Here is a 23,436-nt window from a genome sequence, read left to right on the forward strand (position 1 = left end):
CCGGGGGCCTCGTTGTTCGGGTGGTTAGGCGCTGAACTCGATTTCGAGTTCGAGCACCTCTGCCAGGTTCCGTGCGGACGGGTCCGGCTTGGGGTCCTTCGACTTGGCCGCTTCCGGCTCCTCGTCGTTGCCCCGCGGCGGCCCGCTGGCCTTTTCCTGGTCGTCTTCGATTTCGGCGGCGGCGATCACCGCGCCGATTGCTTCCTGCGCGGATCGCAGGGAGTCGATGTGCTTGGACGCGAGGACGCGGCCGGCCTTCAGTCCCCCTCCGATGGCCTCGGCGAGCGCCTTGACGGCCACCACGGAGGTGTCCTGGTTGGCGCCGATGGGGACGAAGGAGAACTCGTAGACCTTGAGCTTGCGCAGCTCGTTGGCCTTGACACCGTCCTCCAGCTCCACGGCGCCCTCGTCGAGGGTGTCGAATGCGAAGGAGAGCTGGCTGAGTCGGCGGCCCTTGACGAGCCGGTAGACGTGGGGGCCCTTGGGCGAGTCCATGTCGAACTTGCCCTTGACCCGCCAGCCGTGCTCGTCCTGGGTCATCTCCAGTGCGCCTGCGACGAAGAAGTCCGGGTCGTCCATGCGGTGCCCGTACAGGCCCGGCAGGACGTTCCCTGATTCCTCCCACTCCTTGATGGTGTCGGTGAACGCGCCGGGTGCGACGACGTCGCCGTAGGAGTCGGGCTCCCGCGTGAAGGTGGAGGGGTAGACGATGAACTCGCCTTCCTCCAGCCCATCATCCGGGCCGGCCTTCACTCCCCCGATCGGGACTGTCTTGATGTGCATGGTTCCCTCCTGGGGGGCTAGCTGATGATCACAACGGAGCACTGGCAACCGGCGACCTCATCGACATCGCCGTTGAACGAGCCGGGCCACATCAGCCCGTTGCTGAACTCGTCATCGATGGGGACCTCCTCGCCGTTCACGCTGGCATGGGAGGACCGCGGGTTCCCGGAGTTGACCTGCCACCGCTTCTTCGCCTTCGGGCGGGTCTGCCGAGCGGCCTCGACCATCGCGAACCCCACGAACGTGGCCGCGGCGGTCATCCCGGACTGGTCTGCCCGGGACTCCTCCGCGACGTCGAAAACATGCGCCGGGGCGTCGCCGTCATTGCTGGAGAACGCCGCCTCCAGAGCCGCCACGGTGGCCGCGTTGACCTGCGAGGCGATCCGCTCGGCAACCTTCCTCAGGAAGGCCTTCGTGCGGTCCACGCTGTACTTGTCCGGATCGACGCCCATGCCGGTCAGGGCGGCGAGGGCGGTGGCCTTCGTGACGTCGAGGGACTGGTCGAGGATGTCCTCGGACAGCTCCTCGTCCCACCGGTCTTCGTCCCACCAGTCGGGGCTCTTCGCCCCGGCCGCGGAGAGGACCACGGCGCGCTGCCGGGCGAAGAACTTGGAGAACACCTTGGCCATGGCCTTCTGGTGCTCGGACGGGATCTCCTCCGGCGCCTTGATCTCGTACTCCGCGGCCTTGATGCGCCGCCGCGGGGCCGCCGATTCGCCGCCGATGTTCTGGCTTCCGGAGTCCACAGGGGACGCCTGGCCGCCGGTGATGACGTTCAGCGGGACGATGAGCTCGTCCCCACCATCGATGGCCTGGAGGTTCCGCATGGAGCGGGCCTCGTTGCGGGTCATCCACGGCCCACCCACGGACTGCTGCAGCTGCGCCGCCTGCTCCTCGAACGAACCGCGCATCTTTTCCTCGAGGTTGAATTCGAGGTAGAAGCGATCCGAATCCGGGAAGTCCCCGAGCAACTGGAGCTTGAGCTCCTGCACGATGCGCTGCAGCCACGGGCCCAGCGTGTCCTGGTAGAGGTTCTTGTGCTGCTCCTTGATGTTGGAGAACGTCGCATGATCGAGCAGGCCGATCATCGGCGGCGGGATGAAGTACGCCGAGGCCACCTCCTCCCGGGTCAGCTTCCGGGACTCGATGTACTGCAGGTCCTTCGCAGACTGCGAGGCCGACACGTACTTCATGCCGTCCTCAAGGATCGGCGTCCCCGCAGCATCCGAGCCGCCCGAACCGGCGTACTGCGAGCGCCAGCCGGTGCGGAAGCGTTCGCGGCCCTCACGGGACCACTTGGGCGCTCCTGCGGGGCGTTCGAGGTAGCCGCTGGTGCGGGCGCCGTTGCGGAAGGTCTGGGCCCGCATGCGGGCTGCCTCGTATTCCTCGGCAAGGATCTCGCGCAGGGACTCGATGGAGGAGACCCCGCCGAGGTCACCGTCCGGGCTGTACCCGTCGATGAAGAGCACCTCCTCGCGGGCGAACGTCTTCTTGCCCTTGGTGCCCTTGACCTCGAAGGCCTCGGCGAACATCCACGACGAGGAGGTGATCGAGTACATGGCCGGGGGGATCCGCACGAGCGAGTAGCCGCCGGCGTCGTTCTTGACCTTCACGGCGAGGAAGCGTTCGAAGATTGCCAGGTCCCGGACGAGTGCGTCGAAGAACGTGTAGTGCGTCGTCCATGGGTTCGGGGTCCCGATCATCTTGGCCAGTGGGTGGTCGGTGACGCGGCGGCGGTCGTTGTCGTCGACGCGCTCGAAGAGGTGCAGTCCGAGGCTGGCGATGTTGCGGCCGAGGAAGTTCACCACGGTCTGCACGCTGCCGTGCCGGCGCCAGATCTGCGCGTAGTCCGGGGAGTAGTCCGCGGAGATCGCGAGCCTGCTGGCCACGGTGACGGTCGGGCGGGAGATGCTGGTGAGCTGTCCCTGGGAGATGATCGATGCCACGCTCTGACCTCCCCGTTATGGTGCCTGGATGAATTCGACTTCGGATCGTTCGACGACGATCTCGCCGTCCATGGCCACCGGCTCGCTGCCGGGCTGCAGGAATGATGCGTCCCTGACGAACAGGAGCGGACCGGATTGACGGACCAGGAACCCGTCGAGGGACTGGCCGGACTTGAGGTTCACCACCACCCGGTGGGCGACAAGCGACCGCCAGTGCAGGCGCAGGGCCAGCCAGACCGCCGCAGCGCCGATGATGAGGCCGAGGGTGGCCAGGACTGCAGCGAGCACGTGGCCCTCCTTCTAGACGATGAACAGGTCGTCTTCCTCGTAGGCGGATTCCCCGGTCCCCGGGTCCACCCCGGCAAACCAACCGGCGAGCGCGCCGGCTTCGAGTGGGGTGATGTCGTTGGTCGATGCCTTGCGGCCGAGCGCCCACCGGTCGCCCACGGGGCGCTTCACCGCCCCGGCGACGGCGTCGTTGAGCTCCTTGGCTTCCTCGTACAGGAAGTGGTTCTCGCGGACGAGAGTGGCCATGTTGGCGCAGGCGTCGAGGACGTCCTGCGTGGTGGCCACGTGGAGGCGTACGCCGGCCTTCTCCAAGTGCGGGATGAGCACGGCGCCGGGGCCGCGGCCGTCGATGACGACGGTGACCCCGTAGGTGTCCTGCAGCTCCTTCGCCCTCTCGACCATCCAACTGGTCCCGGGGCCGTGCTGCAGGGGCTTGATCCAGACATCCTCCCCGTCGGCGCCGGAAGCGACGATGGAGGAGCTGGTGAGGTCGAGGGAAACCGCGATGGCCATCGCCTGGATGGCCAGGTGTGCCGGCCGCTCGTCGCGCAGTCCCAGCTCCCACTTGCCGGGGCCGAAGATCTCCGACGTCGACGGGTCGTCCCACCAGCCCATCCGCTCCCTGGCGAACTCAGCGGGCGGCAGGGAGTCCCGCTCGGCGCTGATGTACTCCACGGTCAATCCCGTCCCGTTCGAGCGTGTACGGCCCAGCAGCGGGTTTGCCGCCTGCCAGTTCTCGACGACGTCGAGCTGGCAACCTTCCCGGGTTGTCTCGTGGTCGCACTTCTCGTCCTCGCACGCTTGCCGCTTGGCACACCATTCGATGTAGGCCAGCCGGTTCGATTTGCCCTCCCGGCCACGGTCGCGGATCTTGCGGAGGACGTCGGAATGCATGACGCCGGCGCTGGAACCGTAGATGACCTGGGGATCGGGGCGGACGGACAGGGTCGGGATGAGGGAGCCCATGTGGTCGGGCTGTAGGGCGAACGCCTCATCAAGCACCACCTTGTCTCCGGAAAGGCCGCGGCCGCCGGTGCGGGTCCGCGCCCGGAACTTCAGACGCTGCCCGGTCGTGAGCTCGATGCCCTCCGACCCGGCCGCACGGTGGATCTTCTTCACCCTGGACGACAGGGAAGCATTGCCCTCGATCAGGATCTCCATATCGCGGAACGCTTCCTGCGCCGTGGAGAACTCGTGGGCGGACCAGATGACGAGCTCCTGGTCGGTGATGAACAGCCACCCGAGTGCGGCCTGCTTGAACAGGCCCGTCTTGAGGTTCTGCCTCGCGCAGATGACCGTGAACTCGAACGATGCCGCACGGCCCTGCTTGTCGATCGCGAACATCAGATCAAGCGCCAAGCGCTGCTCCGGATCGGGATTGAACCCGATCGCCTCGTTCAGGTCCGCAACTTCGGGACCGTACGTGTCGTGGTATTCCGGAGTCGTCAGGTAGGCCGGTTCAACCAGCAGCCCCGAGTTTCCTAGCACGGCGCGCCCTCAATTCATCCAGCGGGTCAACCGCCTTGCTCTGTCCGGCGAGCGCTTCGTCAAGGGTGGCGCTGAGCTGCTTCACCATCGTGGAGACCGCGGAGCCCGTGTCCATGGTCGGCATGTCCAGGCGGCGGGCGATGACCAGGGCCGACTGGCCCATCACGGTCCCGACCCGGTCGGCCTTCTCCAGCTCGGCGCGGACGGCGTCCTCGACGCTGAGCGGTTCCCCGTCCGGGGTCGTTGGCCGCTCGACCTTCCCGCCGGCGGCACGCGGCGCCGCGGCCGCTACAGCAGCGGCAAGCTTCGGCCCCTTCGCCCGGTGCGCCCGGACGCGGCAGGAGTCGCTGCAGAACCTCGCGGTGCTGCGCTTGGCAAGGAACACGTTCCCGCAGGTGGCGCATGCGACTTCCACGGCCACCGCCTCCTCCTTGCTCAAATGGGCGATCCCGTTACCGAACACGTTCCGTTACCGAGGATCGGTAACGTTACGTCGCGGCCCCGCGAACGTAAATGACTACCAGGCGGAGTCAGGCTGACTAGGAGCTTTGGAGATTTCTACCCCCCTACCCCCGGGCGGCGGCTCACCAGTCGCGGACCGTCATCTTGTTCCGTTCCATGCGAACGGCGGTCGCGTTCCGGGCGCCGGCACCGCGGTTGCACCGTTGATGTTCAGGTCCAGTCCACGCGGTGCGGTCATCGTTGTGCCCGAGGTCCCACGGCCCGTCAGGGTCGATGGGCTCACCACACCGATAGCACGTTGCCTGTCCGCTCTTGACCGTTGGTTCCCATCGCCGACGCTCGGCCTGGTGCGCTGCACCGTAGCCCCGCGACGTGGTCGTCGGCATCGACATGGCCAGCTCCTTCGAACGTGTTGCCCCTGCCAGTGTCGGCCGCTGGTTGAGGTGGTGCCCGGTGTTGCGTCCACCTTCCGCCAACACCACGCCTGGTCGAATGCAGCTGGGGCGCGTGGGCTTGGCTGGGCAGGACGGGTAGGCCACCCGATGGGGCGGGTGGGGGTGAGAGGGGGTGGGGTGCCACCCGGGGGTGGGTGTCCCCCGGGTAGGGCCGGGGGTGGGGTCCGTCCCGGGTAGGGCCGGGGGGGGTGCCAGCAGGGTGGGGTACCCCGGGCATGCGAAAGGCCCGGCACCCTTGGGGGGAATGTGCCGGGCCTTTCAAGCGGTGGGCGATCTGGTTTTAGATATACGTCACCGGATTGGTTATAGATTAACGCACTTCGACACCGATGTCATGCGGACTGCGTATTGAGCGTGTCGGCCAGGTCATGGATCGTCCCGGCCGGCCACTCCGCGCCACATGCACGGCAGCTGGCCAACACCTGCTCTGACCCAACAGCCGCGACCAAGGCCGGCTTGCGGATCGTCTCACCGAACTCCTGCACCATCGCCCACGTGTTCCGGCACTCCGGGCAGCAGGCACCCCGCAACTGCAACACCTTGGCCGGATCCAACAACCCTTCGATCTGCGTCACCCACTTGCCCAGGACCTTCCGCGCCTCGAGCCTGCCAGTCGGCTTCGTCCGCATGAACTCCACCCACGTCAGCACCCGCTGCTCCATCGTGGCCATGGGTCTGACCACCAGCCGCTCACGCTCCAACCACATCAGGTCAGCCGACTCCCGGTCGATGGCCACGAACAGGTCCACCGCCTCGATGGAGACCGCAGCCTGCGAACCACCAGCACCACCACCGCCGCCCTCAGACCGGTTGCCCATGTCCGGGCGGGCAGCATTGCGCAGCAGCACGAACAGCGGCGGCTCCTGCCAGAAGTGGCGGTCCTCGTTTCCCTGGTTGTCCCGATAGATCGCGGTCTCTGTCGTCGTACGCAGCAGCCTGTCAGCCAACCGCATCACGTCCTGCTCAGTCACAGTCCCCATCGTCCCCAGCTCCTTCCACCACATCGACGTCTTGTTCCTTCAGGCCCAGCTGGTCCAGGGGGCGAACCTCGTACTGCTCGCGCTCGTATCTGGCCAGCTCCTCGTTGATGCATCCCCAACAGCCACACGGCTTAGGGCGCCGGCACTCAGGCACCACGCACCTGCCTACCCGTCAGCTCGGTGTGGATGCGGCGGCTGACCCAATCCCGAGGACGCCACACGCCGGCATCGTTGCCCGTCAGGCCCAGCCCGATGATCCACCGATCCTGCTCCGCCGTCGTCCTGCCCTTCTCCGTCTTCAGCTCACGGAACAACAGCAGGCCACGCTCCGGATGACCCAGCACCAGATCAGGAAACCCCGGCTCCGAACGGCGACTGTCGAAGACGTGGTACCTCAACGTCCAACCCAGTGCCTTCGCGGCACCGAGCACCTGCTCCTGCAACTCCTTCTCAGACCAGGCCAATACCGACCCAGCCAAACCACCAGTACTCACGGGGTCACCTTCTCTTCCTCGGTCTGTTCCTACGTCTGTTGTTCTTCTTGGGTTGATCACGGGGCTGGGGTACCGAACCTGCCCTCCCCGTACCGGCCCGACCCGACCCGTCCCTACCCGTCCCGGTAAAGACAGCGCCGGCAGAGTGGCCTCCTGCGGATTCTGCTGATTTCTGCGGAAGCCCTGCAGACGGCTCAACAGGGGCCTCGACAACGGGAGCTGGCACTGGTGCCTGCTCGACCGTGGAAGCCGCCTCAGGCCGGGTGTGGCCGTTGCCTGAAGGCTGTCCTGGAGCGATGGGCTGCACCGGAGGCTTGGGAGCCTTGTAGCCGTTGCGCTGTGCCCATTCGTTCGTCTTGATCCACTCGATCGTTGCCGCCGAGTAGTAGGGCTTCTGCGGTACCGGCAGAAGCGGGAGCGCCTTGTCGGCGTCCGGGTTGTTGTTGCGGGACGAGTTGCACCCCTTGCAGGAGACCACGTAGGTCTCTACCGTTGCCGCTTGGCCGGGACTGCGATGGTCGTACGTGCCGACGTGCCGGCCCGTCCTCGCACCTGGGGCGAACTTCACCACCTGGCCGCAGTAGCGGCAAGCGTCGCCGTCGCGAAGGCGGACCGGGATGATGAGGGCCGGGTTGGAGTTATCCGACTTCCGTTGCCTCTCCCACTCGATCTCTTCACGCGTGCGCATGTGGATGAACTCGGGCTCGTCCATGATCTTGTACACGGTGCGCACGCCTTGACCGTCGCCCAGGTCACGCTCCTGCGTGGTCATGTACCCGGCGAAGAGGGCCACGTTGAGCAGCTTCTCCGCCCGGCCAAGACCGCCGATTGACAGTGCCGTGCCGCGGTTCACGACGTAGTCCGTGAGGTGCGCCGTCGATTGGGCGGCGCATCTGACCACGAACCCGAATACCTCGTTCACGAGACGATCGTCGATGTCCTGGTGCTCGAGCACTCCGAGCACCGTCGGGTGGTTAGCCGCGGTGTCTCCGACTCTCAACCAGGGCATCTGCTGTCCTTCCTTCCGTAGACTCGTCGCCGCCGGCCTTTACCGGAGCGGTTTCCTGCTCGTTCTTCGCTTCGCAAGCCCGGGCCAGAGAGGGGACGACCTTCACGTCCCCGCACACTGCACAGATCCAGTTCGCGTCGTACTCCCCCGGCGTCATCTGCGGAACGCCTGACGCCGGGCCGCAGCCGCCATGCCCTGCAACCAGGACTTGAACTCGCGGTCCTTCGTCCCATTCCCCGGCACCGCAATGGCCGTCCGGGAGAGGACCTCGTACTTCACGAACGGCTTGCACGCCTCCAACGCCGCCTGACCGGCGAGCGCGAGTTGCGCCTGGTCATTGATGCTGAGGGTGGTCCATGGTTGGTCGAGTGCCTCGGCGATGGCGCGGCCGGCGGCTTCTGCTGCTGGGTGGCGGGTCACTGTTCGTCCTCCCCTCGGAGTGGGCTGGTGTTGGGCGTCTCGGGTGCCCACTCCTGCTGGTAGTCCGGGTGGTCTGCGTAGACGGCAGCCAGAGTTCGGATCATGGGTGCTGTTGGTGCGGCGGTGCCGAACCGGGCGATGTACTGGCGTTCTGTCAGCCACATGATCTGCTGGCTGGCCCGCATGGCGAAGCCTCTGAGGTCGGTCGGGTATTCCTCCATGACCGGATCCTCACTAACCAGTACCGGCCAGGTCTCGTGCTGGGCGATGATCGTCCGCTTGGCCACGCATTCAGCGAGGACTCTTTTCCAGCGGCGGCCGCTCACGTCTTTGCCCTGCGAGTACGCGCGAAGGCAGAGGTTCGCCTCGAACTCATCGTCCGAGATCCGGGCCTGGAGGAACTCCAAGATCTTCTCGGCGTCGTTCATCGCGCGTCCTCGCCGTCGAACTTGCGCCGCTCGAACTGCAGCGGGCCCCGGGCGATCTCTTCATCGATTGCCCGCCGGTTGCGGATGAGCATTATTTCCTGGTTGATCCTGACCACTTCCTCCGCGATCGCCCGCCGATCGAGATCGGCGAGCGTGGTGGCAAGCTCCTCGGCCTGATGGGCTACATGCGCATCGATGGTCCCGTCTGTGTATGCTCCACACGGGCAGAGGAACTCTCCCGGGGCGCGATAGACGAGTTGCTGGTGCGCGGCGAGCACTTCGGCGATCTTCTCGGCCATTCCGGCCGAGGCGTCCTGTCCGCGCCCGTAGGTCGCTTCTGCCTCGTCGTTCGCGCTCATGCTGCTGCTTCCTTTCCGTCTTCGAGGGCGTACTGCAGGGGCGGGAGGCGTTCGGCCCAGCCGTCCCGCCATTCCTGGAGGTCGTGGTCGAGCTCGTCGCCGTCCTCCGCCCGAATGGGCATCAGCAGGCCGAGGAACGAGTCACCACAGCTGATGAGCATCCGCTTATTCGTCTCCGTCGGCTCGATCGACAGCGGCTTCTTGTAAGAGGCGGCGGCGTGGGCGAAGAGCTGGAGCAGCTTCCCGTTTGTCACGATCCGCGAGGGGACCTGCCGGTCGGCCGCGATCGCACCCCAAAAGACCCGGGCGAGATTCGGGAAGACGTCCGTCGTCGCCCCGTTGGGGATCGAGTACGCCTTGCCAGGGAACAGGCCAGAGATGTCGATGAAGGCGATCTCACCATCGGAGATCGTGATCCGCAGCGCGTCGCCGATCTCGTCCTCCGGCTGGTTCTTCCCGGCCTTGAACACGGCCAACAACTCCTTCACCGTCGACGGGTCCAAGTCGAAGTGATCCTCCGCCGGGTCACCGGTCAGTCCCTCGTGCTCCCACACGGAAACGATGGCCATCGCCGCCGAAGCCGTGTTCGTCGCCTGCACGTACACGTGTTCCCCGGTGACCGTGAAGTGCACGACGCCAAGGCCCGTGGCCGGATCCGAATGCACATGCGGGATAACCGAGGCCAGCGCCCGTCTGAAGTCCAGCGTGTTCAGATTCAGGATCACAGGGAAACACCGCCCGCGTTGCGCCGGTCGATTGCTTCGGCCCATTGGGCCGCGACGGCGGCGACCTGGATCAGTTCAGTGCGCAATGCCGCGGGGTCGGATTCTGCCAGAGCCTCGAACACTTCCTCTAGCAGGATGTCCTTCCACGCGCATTCGCCGCGGGATGCACGACGGTCGGTTACCTGCGTGGCCAGCTCTGCGAGTTCGATGGCGTCGTAACGAGCATCTCCGGTGATCGGATGGAGTGGGAGGCGGGCCGGCCCGGTGCCGTCGGGGTGGTTCTGCTCGCCCCACTTGGCGTCCTGGCGTTGGCGTTCGTCGTCTACGTCGCTGAGGACGGTTTCGCGGGCACTGGTCGCGGTGGGGTGGAACGCCTCGTGCGCGGCCTTGGCTGCCTTCGTCGCTTCGTCCTGGTTCAGGTGGAACGTGTGCCCCTGCTCGAGCAGCTCCATGGTCCCGCCGTTGGGGCGGATGCTGATCCGGACGGCGTCACGGATCGCCCGTGCCGCGGCCTCGATCTGGTTCTGGTTGATGGTCATTTCGTATCGCCTTGTCCGAGGATCGCGGCTCCCGCAATCAGGGTGACCAGGGCCGTTAGCCCTGCTTGCCAGTGGTACGGGGTCCAGATCGCGACGATCACCATGACGACGGTGGCAACGATCAGCGCCCTCCCTATTGCGGTCATGCTGCTTCCTCCTGGGTGTGGCAATGGTGGGCGCAAGGGACGACGTCGTCCGTTGCCTGGTCGAGTGCGCGGCCATCGCATGCCCGGCACTTGCCGTGCAGGCAGTCCGGGCCGATGGGCGGCGCGGCACCGGTGACCTCGACAACGTCGCCCGGGAGCAGACGCAGGGATTTGAGGGCTCCCTCAAGCCAGAGACGGACCGCATGGCCAGTGGTCTCCAAGGCGTTCAGGACGCCCGAGACTGTCTTTCCGTTGTCCGGGTTCGTGCACTCGATCCTGCGGCCGATGTCGCGGTGGCAGAGGTCGGCGGCCTGCTTCTGTGTCGTCACTTGCCTGCCACCTGCTCGACGATGAATTCGTGCATGACCTTCACGTGGCGGGCATCGGCGAGCGCGTTGTGCACGCCGTCGGCCTGTTTGGGTAGCTCGTTGGTGCCTTCCCAATCGACGAGTGAGCGGACGTCGTTGGTGTACATGGGGATGCCACTGGGCAGTTCAACCATGGGGCCGAAGAGTTGGGCGAGGGCGACGTGGTCGTATGCGCCGTACCAGGCCCAGAGCTCGGTGTGCGGGGTGGCGGTGAGGAACTCTCGGACTTCGTTTGCGATGAGGCGGTATGGGCGGATGGTGGTGCTTTTGTCGTCGAGGTGTCCGGGACCTCTGACGCCGCGGGTCGGGAGTGATGGCCAAACGTTCTTCATGAGCCATGGGTGGTTCTTGATTCGGTCTACGGGCATGTCCGCGTTCACGGCGTAGTACTCGCGGCCGTCCTCGGCCACGATGGCGATGCTGATGAGTTCGATGGTCTTGCCATCTTCGAGGAACTCTGTGTCGTAGAAGTACTTCATGCTGTTGCTCCTTGTCTTCTGACTGCTCTGGTGGTGGCCCGTAGCGTGTACGGGCAGTGAGCTGATTCGGGGTGGGCTGCTGCCCTGGGGTTGGATGTCGTCGGGATGATGGAGAACGACGGCGCGCCGAGCATCTCGACGCCGAGGCCGCGGGCGATCTTGTGGATCTCGAACATCGCGATCGTGCACAGCCCCTGGGCTTCGTCCGGTGTCGGTGCGGTTCGGTTGTGGGGGCCGGTGATCGGCCAGACCGCCTCGAACACGTCCCGAACCGGGGTGGGCGGTTTGGCCGCTGTCTTGGCCTTCACCGCCGCCCCACCCCGCGGCGCCGACCCGAGCGGGTCACCGTGCTTCAGGAGCCGCTGGTAGTGCTTACCGCAGTACCCGCGGGTCTTCGCATCGGATTCACAGGCCTCGACGTCGCAGGCCGGTTTCTCGGTGGCCATCAGGCTGCCTTTCCTTCGGCGTTCTTCTGGGCACGCTTACGGCTGCGGTGGAGGTTGTACCGTTCGTCTGGCGTCAGACCGCCGTACATGCCGTGGCGCTGCCTCCCATGGACCGCCTTCTCGTCCGCCATGGCCGCATCCAGGCACTGCTGCGCGACCGGGCAGACCGCGCAGACCTTCGCCGCGACGTCGTAAGCCTTGGGATCGCTGAGGTTCTTCGGGAACCACGGGTCAACGCCCTTCTCCGCCCAGCCCTTGCACTCCGCGAGCTCGCGCCAATCGATGACCTGGGACGCACGCTGCGGGGACTTCGTCAGCCGCCGTGCCCTCGTCCGGGCTAGCACGGCGGTTCCCCTTTTGGGCTGGGGCGCTTGGCCTCCCAATCGGCCTTCAGCTCCGCGAAGGACATCATCCCCGCCGAACCAACGACCCGGGCGTCCTGCGTGAACCGCAAGACGCCGACCTCCTGGACTGCGTAAGCGAACGCCTTGGCCCGGTCCGAGTACTGGCCGGCCAAAAGCATGGACTGGCGACGGGCCGGAACACCCGGGGACTGCCACACCTTCACCGCCCACCAGCCATCCACCAGGCGGACCGCCGCACGCGGCCACACCGCACCGTCCGGCGCCCGCATCGCCGCGTACTGGGCAGAGGCAGCCGAGAGGTCCAGCTCCAACAGATCATCAGGTCTCGGGGCGCTCACGACTCGTCCTCGCCGTCATCCTCAGCCGCGTCGGCGGCAGCGTCCGCGGCCTCGCGTGCTTTACGCTTCTCCTGCCAGTAGTCGAAGACGATCTCCTCGATCGGCGTGAGCTTGTAGCCCAGCAGGTTCTCCCGAACATCGGACCAGGCAGTCAGCCGTTCCGCGTAGTAGTAAGCGAATGGGTTCCACATGCTGAAGTCGCCGACGTCAACGCGGAAATGGTCGATGGCCAGCAGCAGGAGGATCTGGTCAGCCGAGAGCTTGACCAGCGCCTCACCGTCCTCGTCCGGGTCAAGCCCGGTCAGTTCCTTGACGACGCCGCCACCCACCACTTCCTGCAGCAACCGCGCGCCCACCACCTGGGCAATACCCTTCGGCGGAGTCCCGACCTTCTCCGCCAGAAAGTCATCCTCCACCGCCACAGCGGTCCGCAGATCTATCTGCATCTGCTCGCGCTCGGCATGGGCTTTGGCCTCAGCCAGCTCCTCCGCAGTCGGTTCGCGCTCAGGCTCCTCCACCCGCTCGCGCACCCACATGGCCGAGTGCTTGTTGAGACTCAGATCATCCAACAGCAGCGACCAGCCGCCCTCAGCTGCCTCCGCAGCCGTCATATCGGAGCTGTACTGCACCTGGTACTTGTTATGCCATTCGTACTGCTGGCCGTCAGGCCGCTCGATCCGGGCGATGCCCGCCTCGTCCGCAGCCTTCTCCAAGGCAGGTCGATCAACCTCCAACCACTCGACCTGCTCCTCGGAACGCTTCACCTCATACGACCAGTTCCACGGGCTACTGAGCGTGTTCTCCAGCTTCTCCACGATGGACGGGTGATCGGCGAACCGGGCAATATCCAGAGCCTTCTCGATGGTCACCTGATGATCGGCAACCTTCGCCTGCGTCTCCTCCGATAGCCTGGCCAGCTTCAGCCGCTCCGCCACCGTCTTACGGGCCCGGCCCGTGGACTTCGCGATCTTGTTCAGATTCAGGCCCTCGAGTTCGAGCTGCTCGTACGCCTTCGCCTCCTCGATCACCGTGATGTCCGAGCGCTGCAGGTTCTCCACCAGCATCGCCGTGATCTGGTCGGCCTTCGTCACCAGGTTGTGGTTGATCACCACCGGCAGGTACGACAGGCCGGCACGCTTGGCCGCGGCCAGACGGCGGTGGCCGGCGATGACCGTGAAGTCACCTTCCAGGGTCGGGTGCGGTGCCACCGTCAGCGGCTGCAGGATGCCCTGCGCCTTGATGCTGTCCGCCAGCTCGTCGATGTCACCCACGCTCTCGCGGATGTTGCCGTCGTGGTTGCGCAGCTTCTCGATCTGCATGTCCTCGAACGTCGATGTCTTACCCATGGTCAGTTCTCCCCTTCGTCGTTTCTTCTCTCCACTAGGCGACCCGCTGCGACTTCGCATTGCAGGGCCTCCACCAGATGGGTTACGGATGTCGCGGCCGCGCCGAGGACGTCGGACAGCGGCTCGGCGCGCTCGAGCTTGTACAGGGCCCGGCGCAGCGTGGCCTCGGCCGCCAGGATCAGGTCCGCGGCCTGCTGGGCCGCGGCTTCACGCCGCTCCGCCTCACGCTGCGACGGGTGCAGCGCCATGGCACGGGCCCGGGCCTGCTGCAAGTCCAATGTGTTGCCAAGAAAATCGGCCTCCGTCATGCTCATCGCAGCTCACGCCCCAGCCCATCGAGGATGTCCAGGCGCGACAGGTCAGCGCCGATCCCGTCCATTGCCGACTGGTAGCGGGCATTGCGTGCCTGCCGGCGGGCCGCCGCCCGGCGCAGCACGCCACCCAGCAGGACGAAGGCCCCGACCAGGACCACAACCATGACGACCAGCACGACGAGGACCACGATCCAGAACGTCATCGCATCCTGCAGGCTCATGCCTCGGCCCTTCCGCTCTGGCCGTCGTCGGCCACGATGCCGACGGCGGCGAACATCAGCAGGCCGAACCCGAGCACGGTGGCCCCGTTCCCTGCCTGGTAGGTGGCCAGCCACAGGATGGCGGCCAGGAGCGCCAGCGGCGCCCAGATCAGGACACGGCGGCGGAACGACGCCTGTGCCGGTGATGGTCTTCTCACGATGCTTCCCCTCCAAAATCGAATGCTTCTGTCTCCGGCGCCGTGCGCGGGATGACTGGTGTGAACGACGCCGCGTCGCGGCTGTCCACAAAGATCCGGCCCGTACAGGCCGACCAATGGCCGCGGACCTCGACGTCGATACGCACGCCGCCCGGCCAGACCGACCGCGCCGCTGCCGCGACGGACTTACGCAGCTCGCCCCGGTCCTTGAAATGGACCATCGGGCGGTCCTTGCGGGGCTTCTCCCCCGTGGGCTGGATGATGATCTGCCGCGACACCCTTGCCTGGCTGCTCACGACGGGCCACCCTTCGACGGTCCGCCCAGCACGTAGTTGCCCTGGTGGTCCTCGGCCAGCTTGTATCCCAGTTCCCTGGCTAGGGCCTTGAACGGCTGCCAAGCCCGGGCGGCTCTATCGAACGCGTCAACTACCGATTGCCCCGCGCGCTGGAACGCCAGCCACGTCTCAAAGCGGGGGCCGCGCTCCGCGGCCACCAGTGTGCGGGACTCCTCGATCAGCTCTCCGGCCCGGCGGACGTAGGTCCGGCAGAGCATCGGCTGGCCCGTCCCCTCGAGGTGCGCGGCCCGCTCCAGGAGATGTTGGGCGCGCTGCATGCGCTCCTCGGCGGCGTTCATGCCGCGTCCCCGGCGTGGTGGACGAGCGTGAGGCCGAGCTTCGCGCCGAGCTGCAGGGCGAACTGCTGCCGGATGTAGAGCGTCTGCCGCACCTGGCCGTTGTGGTAGCGCGGCGCTTCATGCTGGGGCCGCAGATCGAACCACTCGATGTACCGGGCGTACGGGCGGTACTCGTACTCCTCGACCTTGCGCTGCTTCGCGTTCGACCAGCGCCATCCGATGCTGAAGCGGTAGATCACCTTGGCCGCCAGCAGCATCTCGCGGGCCTTGGGGTCCGAGATCCCGAACTGCGCCGCCCAGACCCGGACCAGGGCCGCGTCGCCGTTGGCCACGTACCGGTCGTGGTAGGCGATCGCAGGGGCCGCGGACTCCAACGCCGCGGCCATGACCTGCTTCTCCTCCTCGGCCTCCAGCACCATGCGGGCCAGATCGGCACGGCTCACCAACTCCGGATGCACCGGCGCCGGGGCAACCGCGTAGGATCCCGTCTTCCGAATGGCCGGCAGGACCTCCGCGGTAACCCAGCGGCGGAATGGTTTCGCGCCCTCCGCGTTGCTCCGAAAGACCGCGTCGTACAGTCCGGACTCGTTGATGACCGTCAGTTCCTGCTCGCCACCAAGGGTGCGCACTTTTGCGTACCCTTTGTCCGCTTCCTCCAGGCGACGGGTCATATCCGGCGCCGTCCTGTAACTGAGCACCGTCGCGACGTCCTTGGCCACGAACCAGGGTGCGCCATCGATCTCGACAGTGCGGAGCATCGTTCCTTCGTATTCGAATCTCTGCAGGTCGTTCATCGTCTTGTTCCGTTCTCGAAGTGGAGGTGCTTGCTGGCTGAACTGCGCTTTCCCCCGATTCGGCCGACGACGTCGCCCTTCTGGACGATGCGCATCGTCTTGGGTGCGGCTTGATCTGCCAGCAGGTTCCGGATGTCCACGAGCAAGGCCTCGATGCGGTCCAGCTGGGTCGGCGCCGGAACGTCCTGGGGGGAAGTGGGCGTCCCGGCGGTCTGGCCCCGGTCGGCCTGGGGGGTGGCCGACCGGGAATCTATGGGGATGAGGGAAGCGGCGCGGGCCATGGTGCGGTCGCCGTTGTCCCATCGGACGGGCACGAAGCCCGGGTACTCGGTGCGCTTGGCGTCGTCGTCGAAGACGACGCCGAAGTGGGCGCTGCTGTTGTCGAGGCAGACGCGGGTGCCGGTCTTGAAGTCGGTGCTCATGCTGCTGCGTCCTCGCGCTGCGCCGGGATGATGTCCCGGACGGCGGTGGCCAGGACGGCGGCTGCTGCCTGGATGCATTCCTCGCGGGTCGGACGCAGCTCCCCCGCCATGACTGGGTGCCGGGTCTCCGGTATCGTTGCCATTGAAATACCTCTTCCTGAATTGGTTTTCACTGCCCTCAGCCGCTAGTCCCGGCTGGGGGCATTCTTCTTTTGCTGCGCCTTCAAGAGGCGAGCGGGATCTGGCCACTCGTGTGCACAGCACTTTGCACGACGGGCATTACTTCGTGCTCCTCGAGTTCGAAGTAGTCCTCCCAGTCGACGCCGAGCCGCGCCGATATGAGAAGTGCCAGATCTTCCGTGAGGGTCGGCATCTTCCCCGTCTCCAGGAGGCTGATCGTGTTCTGAGACTTCCTGACCAGGTAGGCCAAATCTCGCTGGCTGTACTGGCGGTTCATCCGCTTCCGCCGGAGTGCCGCTGGATCCTTGACGCGCATCCAGCTCTCCTTTCGTAGGAGCTTCAAGTGCGATCGGTTGGTACGCCTCATCAGTATTGCCCTTTCGTTTCGGTCTGACAAGTCGAGTGTGCACGACTGTGCATCTACTTGTCAAGTAGACAATCCGGATAAACCCTTTCTGAACTGGCAAGATGGGTTCGTTACTTGTCTTCGACTTGTTATTCCCGTTAGCGCAAGTTGGCACCCGTCAGGAAGAGTCACCGCTGTGAACCAACCCCAGAGCTTGAGCGAACTGATCAACATGGCCTTTCACCGCCATGACACCTCAGCGCGCCAGCTGGGTTTCCTTGCTCGGCGCGAAGGCTTCCGCATCGTGGCCACGACGATCAACCAGATCCGCAACGGCTCGTACAAGTCCACGCCGTCGGCAGAGACCATCCGGGCGATTGCCTGGCTGGCCGGCGTAAGCGATGAGGTTGCGTTCACGGCAGCGGGACAACCAGTCCCGGGCCCGCCCCTCGCTGACGAACTCCCGCCCGGCACAGACAACCTCTCGCCGAAGTCCAGGAAAGCCGTCATCGAGATGCTGCGGGTCCTCATCGACCTTGAAGCGAGTAACCATGACGACCAGGAACAACCCGAAGCGAATCCATCCGGCGAGCGCGCTGGTAGTGCGGCTCGGCGTAGCGGTGGTGTTGTCTCGGGACAGAAGACGGGTCTTTCTTTTGCCCCGATTGTCCAGTCGCAGATCGACGAACACGACAATGAGGTACCGCCGGCCGACTTGCTGGCGGCACACCCGCCGATGGAGTTGGACCGCGACCGGTTCGAGCGTGAGCATGGCCAGGCGGGCGAGGAATCTCAGGCCCGGCCGGAGGACGATTAACCGTTCAGTCGTAGCAGCTGGTGCGGACGGATCGGCGCGGCGGGCGTAGCAGTGGCGTCATGTGTGACTTAGTACATATGTTCGGATCATGTTTCATCCTTGGGGGGCGTTACGTGGTCTCGCGCACGTCATCATCATCTGGGCCAGGCCCGCGCCTGGCGTACCTGCGGCCACCGACGGCGAGCGCCGCATCTGGATCGATCCGCGCATGGGCCAGCGGGAGCGGCGTTGTGCGCTCTCGCATGAGCTCGTGCATTTGGAGGCCGGGCACCGCGGGTGCCAGCCGGGCGGCGTTGAAGCATGGGTGCGTGGGGAAGCGGCCCGCCGGCTGATCGACCTGGACCGCCTGGCTTCGACACTGCTGTGGTCGCAGGACCTGCGGGAGGTTGCCGACGAGCTATGGGTGACCGAGCTCGTCCTGGCCGATCGCATGGCTGCATTGTCGCCGACCGAACACCACTACCTGGAAGTCCTCTGGGCTGCCGCGCAAGGCTGACACCACCTACCGAGAGGGGAAGGACCATGGCTGGAAAGCCCAGGGCCGTGCTGTACCTGCGACAATCGGTCGCACGGGAGGACTCCATCAGCCTCGAGCTGCAGGAGACTGCCGGCCGCGCCTACGCCAAGTCGCAGGGGTACCGGGTCGTCGCCGTCGAGGCAGATCCCGGGATCAGCGGCCGGACGTGGAAGCGGCCCGCCGTGCTGCGGGTCATGGCCCTCATCGAAAACGGGGACGCCGACGTCATCGTGCTGTGGAAGTGGTCCCGCCTGTCCCGGTCCCGCCTCGACTGGGCGGTAGCCGCCGACAAGGTCGAGACCGCCGGCGGTCGCATCGAATCCGCCACCGAACCCCTCGACGTCTCCACCAGCACCGGACGGCTCGCACGCGGCATGCTCACCGAGTTCGCCGCCTTCGAATCCGAACGCATCGGCGACGTCTGGAAGGAATCTCACGCCCGCCGCGTCAGCCGTGGACTACCCGCCAACGGGAAACCCCGGTTCGGCTACCAGTACACCCGGGCGGAAGGGTTCACCCCAGACCCTGTGAGCGGGCCTGTGCTCGCCGAAATGTACCGGCGGTACAACTCCGGGCAATCGGTCTACTCGCTTGTCCAGTGGGCCAACGACGGCCCCACGCGACCCGTCACCGGGTACGGGCCCTCCGGCGACGGGCTCTGGTCAGCGCGCACCATCCGCCGGATCCTCGACCAGGGCTTCGGGGCCGGCTACATCACCCGCCACGGCGAGCGCATCCCCGGAGCCCACGAGCCCGTCATCACCCCAGCCGAGTTCGAGGAGTACCTGGCACGCCGGGATACCCGCCGGGTGTCCCGGCGGACGGAGCGGTCCGAGTACCTGCTCTCCGGACTCATCCGCTGCGACTGCGGATCAACGATGAACGCCGGCCTATTCGGCACCGGGAGGATTCCGAAGTACCGGTGCAAGGCCGCGAATGAGAAGCGTGCCCACACGGGTGGCTACGTCACCACCGCCGTCGTGGAAGACGCCGTCCTGGACTGGCTCCGCAGCGTGGCCGACGACATCACCCATGCCGCCCAAGACCTTCCGGCGCCGAAGCCCAAGGCCGGGGCAGGTAACCAGGAAGCCGCACTCAGGCGGAAGGTCGTGAAGCTCGGTGCCCGCATGGACAATCTCACCCTGAAGCTCGTCGACGGGACCATCCCCCAGGACTCCTACGAACGACTCCGCGACCAAACCAAGACCGAACTGGCCACCACCGAAGCGCAGCTGCGGAACCTCGCCGTCGCCGAAGCCAAGCCCGCCGCCGTCATCGTCCCCGACCTCCTGGCCAACTGGGGCGGCCTCCCCATCCCCGTACGTCGAGACATGCTCTCCCGACTCATCCACCCAGTACGCGTAAAACCCGGCAGGCCCCGCTCCATCGTGGCCGTCGCCGGCCTCTGGGAAGACCCACCAATCCTCGGGTGAGATCAGGCACCAGTCATGAACGTGATCATGACCCACCCCGGGACATCCCCGCGCTCGTCGTCGCGGACGCGTCGTCCCATGCGGTTGACCTGCGCCAAACAGACCAATGTGGCTGTCAAACCGATTGCTGCTGCCCTGTTCCATGTGTTTTTCATTGCGTCCTACTCTCCTCGGTGGTTCTCGGCATTGCGCGCCAGTTCACAATTGGTCGTTACAAATTCATGTCGATGAGCGAGAGGCCCGGATAGACCGCGAAGACGATGGTCAGTGGGAGGATCCCGAACACCACCGGAATCATCATGCTGATCTCCTTGCGTCCCGCCGTTTCCATGAGTTCCCGTTTCGCTGCATCCCGGACATCCTGGGCTTGTGCCTTCATGACTTCCGCCAACGGGGTTCCTCGCTCCGATGCCACGGTGATGGCGTCGACGAACCTCGTCATGGCGTTCAGGTCCAGACGTTTGGCCATGCTGTGAAATGCCGTGGTCATCGGTGTCCCCGACCTGATGTCGGCAAGAAGCTCATTGAACTCGTCGGGCAAGTCGCCTTCCGAACTGTTGCAAACACGTTCAATGGCTCCAACCGTGCTCTCGCCTGCGGCAACGGCCAATGCGATGAGCTCGGCAATACTGGGGAACTGGCCCAATATGCGGCGACTGCGCTTTGTTCCCTGCTCCGTGAGGTACCACTCGCGAAAGAGATAGCCTGCCACAGCCGAAAAAATCAGCACTGCAATCGAGAGCACACCGTTGAACGTTCCCCCGGCGACGGAAGCGGCAATCAGCAGGCTACCGATCAGCAGTCCACCGCCAGCGTAGGTCAGCTGCGATATGCGGAACTCGGTGACGGTCATGTCAAGGCCCGCACGCTTCAAACGCTGCTGCAGCCCGCCGCTGGCGGGATTGAAGCGGTTCAGCACGGATACGAGATCCTTGAGTACTGGCCACATGATCTTGACCAGTGGCCCCAGTGGCGACTCGGCGGCTACCTGCCCGACTCTGGCACCGGTGCGTTCGCGCCCGGACCGCAGCTGTCCGGCAATCCGGTCCGCAAAGTTCACGCGACGCATCGCAGGAAGACGGACAAAAACCAACCAAAGACCTGCCCCCAGAAGCAGGCCCAGCGCCAAACCCCAGGCAATCGCTGCGCTCATTTGAGGATCCGTTCTTCGCTGGGTAGCGAGCCAATACCCAGCATGACCCGGTAGCAAATGAAAGAGATGGCCACCCCTGCCAGAAGAACCATTGCACCACTAAGGGTTGAATACGCCTCGACGGCCTGGCGCTGGGTGGACATCAGCAGGAGGATCACCCAAGGAGCGGCTACGGCGAGGCGGGCGGCATTCACCGTCCATGATTGTCTGGCTTCGAGTTCTCCTCGAGTCCGGGCGCTGTCGCGGAGAAACCCGCCCAGCGTTCCCAACATCTCACCGAGATCGGATCCACCGACGTCCCGGGTGATCATCAATGCGGCAATGATCTTGTCGGCTACGGGATCTGCCAGTCGATGCCTCAGTCGTTCTATGGCCTCGTCAAAACGCGATGTTGCGCGGTAGTCCAGTCCGAAGTCAACGAAGGCGGGTCTCAACGGCTCCGGTCCTTGGGTGCCCAATTGGATGAGTGCTTCGGGGAGTGACAGGCCCGCGCGAATGGCGGAACGCAGATGGTCAACGACGTCGGGCCACTGCTCGCGAAGGGCAACTGCGCGCTTCGCGGCGCGCCATCGAACGACGAGCAACGGAAGCGTTCCGCCGAATGTCCCGAAGATCAGGGCGATCAGTGGCGACAACGTCATCACGAAGACGATAACGGCGACCACGAGAAAACAAATCACTGTCGCTGAGACGAACCCGCCGACGGTGACCTTATGCAGTCCCGCATGGAGCAGCAAGCTCTCGATCCTGTGCTTTCGCGCCTGTTTCCGTTTGACCGGTTCACTCCAGCATGCCTGCCAGATCAAGAGGAATCCCAGGCCCAGCAGTAGTCCATAGACCAGGCTCATCGTCCGGCCCCCAGGAGCGTGGATGTGTCAACACCGGCGTTATCGAATTTCTCATGAGTCAGGTCAGCCGACGGGGCCAGCTGCAGTTCGCCGTCCACACGCCGGAAAATGGTGGACGATTCGATAATGCCGTTCTCCACTCGGCGTCCCAACTTGAGGATTTCGGAGACGCCGCGTTGACCGGATGAATTGCGTTCGCAATGTACTACAAGGTCGATGCACGAGGCGACAGTGGGTAGGACGAAGTTCGAGTTGATGTTCTCGCCCGCGAGCAGGGGCAGCGTGCAAATCTTTGTCACGGCATCCCGGGCAGAGTTCGCATGGACGCTTGCCATCCCGGGCAGGCCGGCGTTCATGGCAATCAACATATCCAGGGCTTCTGCTTCACGGACTTCGCCGACAATGATGCGGTCCGGACGCATGCGCAATGCTTCCTTGACGATCCTGCGCATGTCGATTTCGCCGTGTCCTTCAAGATTGGATTGACGGCATTGCATCGCCACGACGTCCCGGAGGGGAACCTTTAATTCAAAGATCTCCTCGACGGTGATGACCCGTTCCCGGCTGCCAATTCCGGAAGCCAGGCAATTGAGCAAGGTGGTCTTGCCCGCCTGGGTGGCTCCCGAGACAAGGACGTTGAGCCCGGCACCTACTGCCATGTAGAGGAAATCCGCCGACTGGCGGCTCAGTGATCCGAGCTCCACCAAGTGATCCAACCGCGAAGCACGCGCAATGAACTTCCTGATGTTCACCGACCAGTGCTTCCGGGTGATGTCAGGAATCACCACGTGGAGGCGCGAGCCATCCGGGAGAGCTGCATCGACGAAGGGCGTTGAGAGGTCCAGCCGGCGTCCGGAGGACTTGAGCATTCTTTCCACCAGCAGTCGAACATGTGCGTCGTCCAGACGGATGGAAGTCAGCTCGGAGCTCCCACCTCTGGCCGCAAAAACTTCTGTCGGCGAATTGATCCAGATCTCCTCGACTTCCGGATCGTCCAAGAGTGGCTGCAGAGGCCCAAAACCGGCGACCGCATCGAAGACGGCACGACCCGTCTCGTCCAGTTGGCCCAGGCGCGGCAACCCCTCCAACAACGATCTCTCGTCGTAGTCCCTGACCGCGACATCCACGATCCGTCTGACTTCCGCAACGTGCTCGGCAGGATCAAGCCCGCGGCGCCGGACGTGCTCGCGGACCTCGTCTTCGATGATGCGTTGACCGTCCATCGTCACCTCCCGACACGGAATGGCAGGGCACGCGCCCTTGGCGTCCACGACTGGGACAGCACCTGCGACACTACCGACAGCGAACCAGCCAAACAAGCGGTTAAGCCGACGTGTGGATAATCTCCGCCCATGTTTTCCACAGCTCCACGATTTCCACAACATCCTTTGTGTATCGCAAATAGCCTTGGGACCAGGATGAACTGGGAACAAGGAGGAACCCCATGGCGCTGCACGTTGTCGTAATCCCGCGGCCGACAGGTAGTTTCGAGGTCCCATCCACTGCGTATTTCGATGTCCATGGACCGGGCGGAGTTGATGGAGCAGCACTTGCCGGAGCCTTGGAAAAATTGGGGCATCATGACCTCTGGCCAGACGGCGATCTACCACTGCGTGCCCTTGGCCCGCTACCAGCGAGCGGCATGTTGACGCTCTCCCCTTTTAAGCGTTCCGGACCTTCGGGATCCCCAGCACCC

General features: G+C 65.1%; 35 protein-coding genes. 3 read left to right on the forward strand and 32 right to left on the reverse strand.

Going from position 1 to position 23,436, the window contains the following annotated elements:
• Nucleotides 1-24: 24 nt before the first annotated feature.
• From ACN0TP_RS15860 to ACN0TP_RS16000, 29 genes are all read right to left on the reverse strand, one after another.
• The gene (locus ACN0TP_RS15860; protein ID WP_417220514.1) at nucleotides 25-783 is read right to left on the reverse strand and encodes an HK97 family phage prohead protease; all 759 of its coding nucleotides are present in this window, start codon (nucleotides 781-783) and stop codon (nucleotides 25-27) included.
• 17 nt (nucleotides 784-800) lie between these two features.
• Nucleotides 801-2,729 (reverse strand): phage portal protein, encoded by a 1,929-nt coding sequence (locus ACN0TP_RS15865; RefSeq protein WP_417220516.1) that lies wholly within the window; start codon nucleotides 2,727-2,729, stop codon nucleotides 801-803.
• Between the two features lie 15 nt (nucleotides 2,730-2,744).
• Nucleotides 2,745-3,017 carry a hypothetical protein gene (locus tag ACN0TP_RS15870; protein WP_417220518.1) on the reverse strand — a complete coding sequence of 91 codons (273 nt, stop codon included), beginning with the start codon at nucleotides 3,015-3,017 and terminating at the stop codon, nucleotides 2,745-2,747.
• Between the two features lie 12 nt (nucleotides 3,018-3,029).
• Nucleotides 3,030-4,505 carry a hypothetical protein gene (locus ACN0TP_RS15875; protein ID WP_417220520.1) on the reverse strand — a complete coding sequence of 492 codons (1,476 nt, stop codon included), beginning with the start codon at nucleotides 4,503-4,505 and terminating at the stop codon, nucleotides 3,030-3,032.
• Complete coding sequence (locus tag ACN0TP_RS15880) at nucleotides 4,477-4,920, reverse strand: hypothetical protein (protein WP_417220522.1); 444 nt, start codon at nucleotides 4,918-4,920, stop codon at nucleotides 4,477-4,479. The genes ACN0TP_RS15875 and ACN0TP_RS15880 overlap by 29 nt, the downstream gene beginning before the upstream one ends.
• Nucleotides 4,921-5,754: 834 nt before the next feature.
• Nucleotides 5,755-6,393, reverse strand: coding sequence for a hypothetical protein (locus ACN0TP_RS15885; protein ID WP_417220525.1), 639 nt, complete (start codon nucleotides 6,391-6,393; stop codon nucleotides 5,755-5,757).
• 155 nt (nucleotides 6,394-6,548) lie between these two features.
• A complete protein-coding gene (locus ACN0TP_RS15890; RefSeq protein WP_417220527.1) occupies nucleotides 6,549-6,896 on the reverse strand; it encodes a VRR-NUC domain-containing protein in 348 nt (115 codons plus the stop codon).
• A 4-nt stretch (nucleotides 6,897-6,900) separates the two neighbouring features.
• Nucleotides 6,901-7,905 carry a hypothetical protein gene (locus tag ACN0TP_RS15895; RefSeq protein WP_417220529.1) on the reverse strand — a complete coding sequence of 335 codons (1,005 nt, stop codon included), beginning with the start codon at nucleotides 7,903-7,905 and terminating at the stop codon, nucleotides 6,901-6,903.
• A gap of 153 nt (nucleotides 7,906-8,058) precedes the next feature.
• On the reverse strand, nucleotides 8,059-8,325 hold the full coding sequence (locus tag ACN0TP_RS15900) for a hypothetical protein (RefSeq protein ID WP_417220530.1): 267 nt from the start codon (nucleotides 8,323-8,325) through the stop codon (nucleotides 8,059-8,061).
• Nucleotides 8,322-8,753 (reverse strand): DUF6221 family protein, encoded by a 432-nt coding sequence (locus tag ACN0TP_RS15905; protein ID WP_417220532.1) that lies wholly within the window; start codon nucleotides 8,751-8,753, stop codon nucleotides 8,322-8,324. The genes ACN0TP_RS15900 and ACN0TP_RS15905 overlap by 4 nt, the downstream gene beginning before the upstream one ends.
• Entirely contained in the window at nucleotides 8,750-9,112 is a 363-nt protein-coding gene (locus tag ACN0TP_RS15910; RefSeq protein ID WP_417220533.1) for a hypothetical protein, read from the reverse strand. The genes ACN0TP_RS15905 and ACN0TP_RS15910 overlap by 4 nt, the downstream gene beginning before the upstream one ends.
• Nucleotides 9,109-9,837: a hypothetical protein gene (locus tag ACN0TP_RS15915; protein WP_417220534.1), complete on the reverse strand. Its 729-nt coding sequence runs from the start codon at nucleotides 9,835-9,837 to the stop codon at nucleotides 9,109-9,111. The genes ACN0TP_RS15910 and ACN0TP_RS15915 overlap by 4 nt, the downstream gene beginning before the upstream one ends.
• Nucleotides 9,834-10,376: a hypothetical protein gene (locus tag ACN0TP_RS15920; protein WP_417220536.1), complete on the reverse strand. Its 543-nt coding sequence runs from the start codon at nucleotides 10,374-10,376 to the stop codon at nucleotides 9,834-9,836. Before ACN0TP_RS15920 ends, ACN0TP_RS15915 begins: the two co-directional genes overlap by 4 nt.
• Entirely contained in the window at nucleotides 10,373-10,522 is a 150-nt protein-coding gene (locus ACN0TP_RS15925) for a hypothetical protein (RefSeq protein ID WP_417220538.1), read from the reverse strand. Before ACN0TP_RS15925 ends, ACN0TP_RS15920 begins: the two co-directional genes overlap by 4 nt.
• A complete protein-coding gene (locus ACN0TP_RS15930) occupies nucleotides 10,519-10,851 on the reverse strand; it encodes a hypothetical protein (RefSeq protein WP_417220539.1) in 333 nt (110 codons plus the stop codon). The genes ACN0TP_RS15925 and ACN0TP_RS15930 overlap by 4 nt, the downstream gene beginning before the upstream one ends.
• Nucleotides 10,848-11,369 (reverse strand): 3'-5' exoribonuclease domain-containing protein, encoded by a 522-nt coding sequence (locus tag ACN0TP_RS15935; RefSeq protein WP_417220540.1) that lies wholly within the window; start codon nucleotides 11,367-11,369, stop codon nucleotides 10,848-10,850. Before ACN0TP_RS15935 ends, ACN0TP_RS15930 begins: the two co-directional genes overlap by 4 nt.
• The gene (locus ACN0TP_RS15940) at nucleotides 11,366-11,815 is read right to left on the reverse strand and encodes a hypothetical protein (RefSeq protein WP_417220543.1); all 450 of its coding nucleotides are present in this window, start codon (nucleotides 11,813-11,815) and stop codon (nucleotides 11,366-11,368) included. Before ACN0TP_RS15940 ends, ACN0TP_RS15935 begins: the two co-directional genes overlap by 4 nt.
• Nucleotides 11,815-12,159 (reverse strand): WhiB family transcriptional regulator, encoded by a 345-nt coding sequence (locus ACN0TP_RS15945; protein ID WP_417220545.1) that lies wholly within the window; start codon nucleotides 12,157-12,159, stop codon nucleotides 11,815-11,817. Before ACN0TP_RS15945 ends, ACN0TP_RS15940 begins: the two co-directional genes overlap by 1 nt.
• Nucleotides 12,153-12,518 carry a hypothetical protein gene (locus ACN0TP_RS15950; protein WP_417220546.1) on the reverse strand — a complete coding sequence of 122 codons (366 nt, stop codon included), beginning with the start codon at nucleotides 12,516-12,518 and terminating at the stop codon, nucleotides 12,153-12,155. Before ACN0TP_RS15950 ends, ACN0TP_RS15945 begins: the two co-directional genes overlap by 7 nt.
• On the reverse strand, nucleotides 12,515-13,864 hold the full coding sequence (locus ACN0TP_RS15955) for a ParB/RepB/Spo0J family partition protein (protein WP_417220549.1): 1,350 nt from the start codon (nucleotides 13,862-13,864) through the stop codon (nucleotides 12,515-12,517). The genes ACN0TP_RS15950 and ACN0TP_RS15955 overlap by 4 nt, the downstream gene beginning before the upstream one ends.
• Before the next feature lie 2 nt (nucleotides 13,865-13,866).
• Nucleotides 13,867-14,178, reverse strand: coding sequence for a hypothetical protein (locus ACN0TP_RS15960; protein ID WP_417220550.1), 312 nt, complete (start codon nucleotides 14,176-14,178; stop codon nucleotides 13,867-13,869).
• Complete coding sequence (locus ACN0TP_RS15965; protein WP_417220552.1) at nucleotides 14,175-14,399, reverse strand: hypothetical protein; 225 nt, start codon at nucleotides 14,397-14,399, stop codon at nucleotides 14,175-14,177. Before ACN0TP_RS15965 ends, ACN0TP_RS15960 begins: the two co-directional genes overlap by 4 nt.
• Nucleotides 14,396-14,596, reverse strand: coding sequence for a hypothetical protein (locus ACN0TP_RS15970; RefSeq protein WP_417220554.1), 201 nt, complete (start codon nucleotides 14,594-14,596; stop codon nucleotides 14,396-14,398). Before ACN0TP_RS15970 ends, ACN0TP_RS15965 begins: the two co-directional genes overlap by 4 nt.
• On the reverse strand, nucleotides 14,593-14,892 hold the full coding sequence (locus ACN0TP_RS15975; protein WP_417220555.1) for a hypothetical protein: 300 nt from the start codon (nucleotides 14,890-14,892) through the stop codon (nucleotides 14,593-14,595). Before ACN0TP_RS15975 ends, ACN0TP_RS15970 begins: the two co-directional genes overlap by 4 nt.
• Nucleotides 14,889-15,209, reverse strand: coding sequence for a hypothetical protein (locus tag ACN0TP_RS15980; RefSeq protein ID WP_417220556.1), 321 nt, complete (start codon nucleotides 15,207-15,209; stop codon nucleotides 14,889-14,891). The genes ACN0TP_RS15975 and ACN0TP_RS15980 overlap by 4 nt, the downstream gene beginning before the upstream one ends.
• A 17-nt stretch (nucleotides 15,210-15,226) precedes the next feature.
• Nucleotides 15,227-15,988, reverse strand: a complete 762-nt coding sequence (locus tag ACN0TP_RS15985) for a BRO family protein (protein WP_417220557.1) — start codon at nucleotides 15,986-15,988, stop codon at nucleotides 15,227-15,229.
• 32 nt (nucleotides 15,989-16,020) lie between these two features.
• On the reverse strand, nucleotides 16,021-16,446 hold the full coding sequence (locus ACN0TP_RS15990) for a hypothetical protein (protein WP_417220559.1): 426 nt from the start codon (nucleotides 16,444-16,446) through the stop codon (nucleotides 16,021-16,023).
• On the reverse strand, nucleotides 16,443-16,589 hold the full coding sequence (locus ACN0TP_RS15995; protein WP_417220561.1) for a hypothetical protein: 147 nt from the start codon (nucleotides 16,587-16,589) through the stop codon (nucleotides 16,443-16,445). Before ACN0TP_RS15995 ends, ACN0TP_RS15990 begins: the two co-directional genes overlap by 4 nt.
• 80 nt (nucleotides 16,590-16,669) lie before the next feature.
• Entirely contained in the window at nucleotides 16,670-16,942 is a 273-nt protein-coding gene (locus tag ACN0TP_RS16000) for a helix-turn-helix transcriptional regulator (protein WP_417220564.1), read from the reverse strand.
• 244 nt (nucleotides 16,943-17,186) lie between these two features.
• Here ACN0TP_RS16000 and ACN0TP_RS16005 point away from each other — a divergent pair, with 244 nt between their 5' ends.
• The 3 genes from ACN0TP_RS16005 (at nucleotide 17,187) to ACN0TP_RS16015 (ending at nucleotide 19,739) form a co-directional block, all read left to right on the forward strand.
• Nucleotides 17,187-17,789, forward strand: coding sequence for a hypothetical protein (locus ACN0TP_RS16005; protein ID WP_417220567.1), 603 nt, complete (start codon nucleotides 17,187-17,189; stop codon nucleotides 17,787-17,789).
• Nucleotides 17,790-17,877: 88 nt separating this feature from the next.
• Nucleotides 17,878-18,285, forward strand: coding sequence for an ImmA/IrrE family metallo-endopeptidase (locus ACN0TP_RS16010; protein WP_417220570.1), 408 nt, complete (start codon nucleotides 17,878-17,880; stop codon nucleotides 18,283-18,285).
• Between the two features lie 26 nt (nucleotides 18,286-18,311).
• Entirely contained in the window at nucleotides 18,312-19,739 is a 1,428-nt protein-coding gene (locus tag ACN0TP_RS16015) for a recombinase family protein (RefSeq protein ID WP_417220571.1), read from the forward strand.
• 211 nt (nucleotides 19,740-19,950) lie between these two features.
• Here the strand turns inward: ACN0TP_RS16015 and ACN0TP_RS16020 are convergent, their stop codons facing one another.
• The 3 genes from ACN0TP_RS16020 to ACN0TP_RS16030 are packed head-to-tail and all read right to left on the reverse strand — an operon-like array spanning nucleotide 19,951 to nucleotide 22,963.
• Nucleotides 19,951-20,892, reverse strand: a complete 942-nt coding sequence (locus tag ACN0TP_RS16020; protein ID WP_417220572.1) for a type II secretion system F family protein — start codon at nucleotides 20,890-20,892, stop codon at nucleotides 19,951-19,953.
• Nucleotides 20,889-21,740 (reverse strand): type II secretion system F family protein, encoded by an 852-nt coding sequence (locus ACN0TP_RS16025; RefSeq protein WP_417220573.1) that lies wholly within the window; start codon nucleotides 21,738-21,740, stop codon nucleotides 20,889-20,891. Before ACN0TP_RS16025 ends, ACN0TP_RS16020 begins: the two co-directional genes overlap by 4 nt.
• Nucleotides 21,737-22,963, reverse strand: a complete 1,227-nt coding sequence (locus tag ACN0TP_RS16030; protein WP_417220650.1) for a CpaF family protein — start codon at nucleotides 22,961-22,963, stop codon at nucleotides 21,737-21,739. Before ACN0TP_RS16030 ends, ACN0TP_RS16025 begins: the two co-directional genes overlap by 4 nt.
• Nucleotides 22,964-23,436 lie beyond the last annotated feature (473 nt).

Origin of the sequence: Arthrobacter sp. (genome assembly GCF_048266065.1) — a bacterium.
GTDB lineage: Bacteria > Actinomycetota > Actinomycetes > Actinomycetales > Micrococcaceae > Arthrobacter_H.

Excerpts from the sequence above, each read along its gene's own strand:
- ACN0TP_RS15965 (WP_417220552.1), bottom strand. The coding sequence starts at position 14,399 with ATGAGCCTGCAGGATGCGATGACGTTCTGGATCGTGGTCCTCGTCGTG.
- ACN0TP_RS15925 (WP_417220538.1), bottom strand. The coding sequence starts at position 10,522 with ATGACCGCAATAGGGAGGGCGCTGATCGTTGCCACCGTCGTCATGGTG.
- ACN0TP_RS15995 (WP_417220561.1), bottom strand. The coding sequence starts at position 16,589 with ATGGCAACGATACCGGAGACCCGGCACCCAGTCATGGCGGGGGAGCTG.
- ACN0TP_RS16000 (WP_417220564.1), bottom strand. The coding sequence starts at position 16,942 with ATGCGCGTCAAGGATCCAGCGGCACTCCGGCGGAAGCGGATGAACCGC.
- ACN0TP_RS15990 (WP_417220559.1), bottom strand. The coding sequence starts at position 16,446 with ATGAGCACCGACTTCAAGACCGGCACCCGCGTCTGCCTCGACAACAGC.
- ACN0TP_RS15910 (WP_417220533.1), bottom strand. The coding sequence starts at position 9,112 with ATGAGCGCGAACGACGAGGCAGAAGCGACCTACGGGCGCGGACAGGAC.
- ACN0TP_RS15960 (WP_417220550.1), bottom strand. The coding sequence starts at position 14,178 with ATGAGCATGACGGAGGCCGATTTTCTTGGCAACACATTGGACTTGCAG.
- ACN0TP_RS16020 (WP_417220572.1), bottom strand. The coding sequence starts at position 20,892 with ATGAGCGCAGCGATTGCCTGGGGTTTGGCGCTGGGCCTGCTTCTGGGG.
- ACN0TP_RS15895 (WP_417220529.1), bottom strand. The coding sequence starts at position 7,905 with ATGCCCTGGTTGAGAGTCGGAGACACCGCGGCTAACCACCCGACGGTG.
- ACN0TP_RS15860 (WP_417220514.1), bottom strand. The coding sequence starts at position 783 with ATGCACATCAAGACAGTCCCGATCGGGGGAGTGAAGGCCGGCCCGGAT.
- ACN0TP_RS15905 (WP_417220532.1), bottom strand. The coding sequence starts at position 8,753 with ATGAACGACGCCGAGAAGATCTTGGAGTTCCTCCAGGCCCGGATCTCG.
- ACN0TP_RS15935 (WP_417220540.1), bottom strand. The coding sequence starts at position 11,369 with ATGAAGTACTTCTACGACACAGAGTTCCTCGAAGATGGCAAGACCATC.
- ACN0TP_RS15985 (WP_417220557.1), bottom strand. The coding sequence starts at position 15,988 with ATGCTCCGCACTGTCGAGATCGATGGCGCACCCTGGTTCGTGGCCAAG.
- ACN0TP_RS15955 (WP_417220549.1), bottom strand. The coding sequence starts at position 13,864 with ATGGGTAAGACATCGACGTTCGAGGACATGCAGATCGAGAAGCTGCGC.
- ACN0TP_RS15920 (WP_417220536.1), bottom strand. The coding sequence starts at position 10,376 with ATGACCATCAACCAGAACCAGATCGAGGCCGCGGCACGGGCGATCCGT.
- ACN0TP_RS15980 (WP_417220556.1), bottom strand. The coding sequence starts at position 15,209 with ATGCAGCGCGCCCAACATCTCCTGGAGCGGGCCGCGCACCTCGAGGGG.
- ACN0TP_RS16030 (WP_417220650.1), bottom strand. The coding sequence starts at position 22,963 with ATGGACGGTCAACGCATCATCGAAGACGAGGTCCGCGAGCACGTCCGG.
- ACN0TP_RS16015 (WP_417220571.1), top strand. The coding sequence starts at position 18,312 with ATGGCTGGAAAGCCCAGGGCCGTGCTGTACCTGCGACAATCGGTCGCA.
- ACN0TP_RS15940 (WP_417220543.1), bottom strand. The coding sequence starts at position 11,815 with ATGGCCACCGAGAAACCGGCCTGCGACGTCGAGGCCTGTGAATCCGAT.
- ACN0TP_RS16025 (WP_417220573.1), bottom strand. The coding sequence starts at position 21,740 with ATGAGCCTGGTCTATGGACTACTGCTGGGCCTGGGATTCCTCTTGATC.
- ACN0TP_RS16010 (WP_417220570.1), top strand. The coding sequence starts at position 17,878 with ATGTTTCATCCTTGGGGGGCGTTACGTGGTCTCGCGCACGTCATCATC.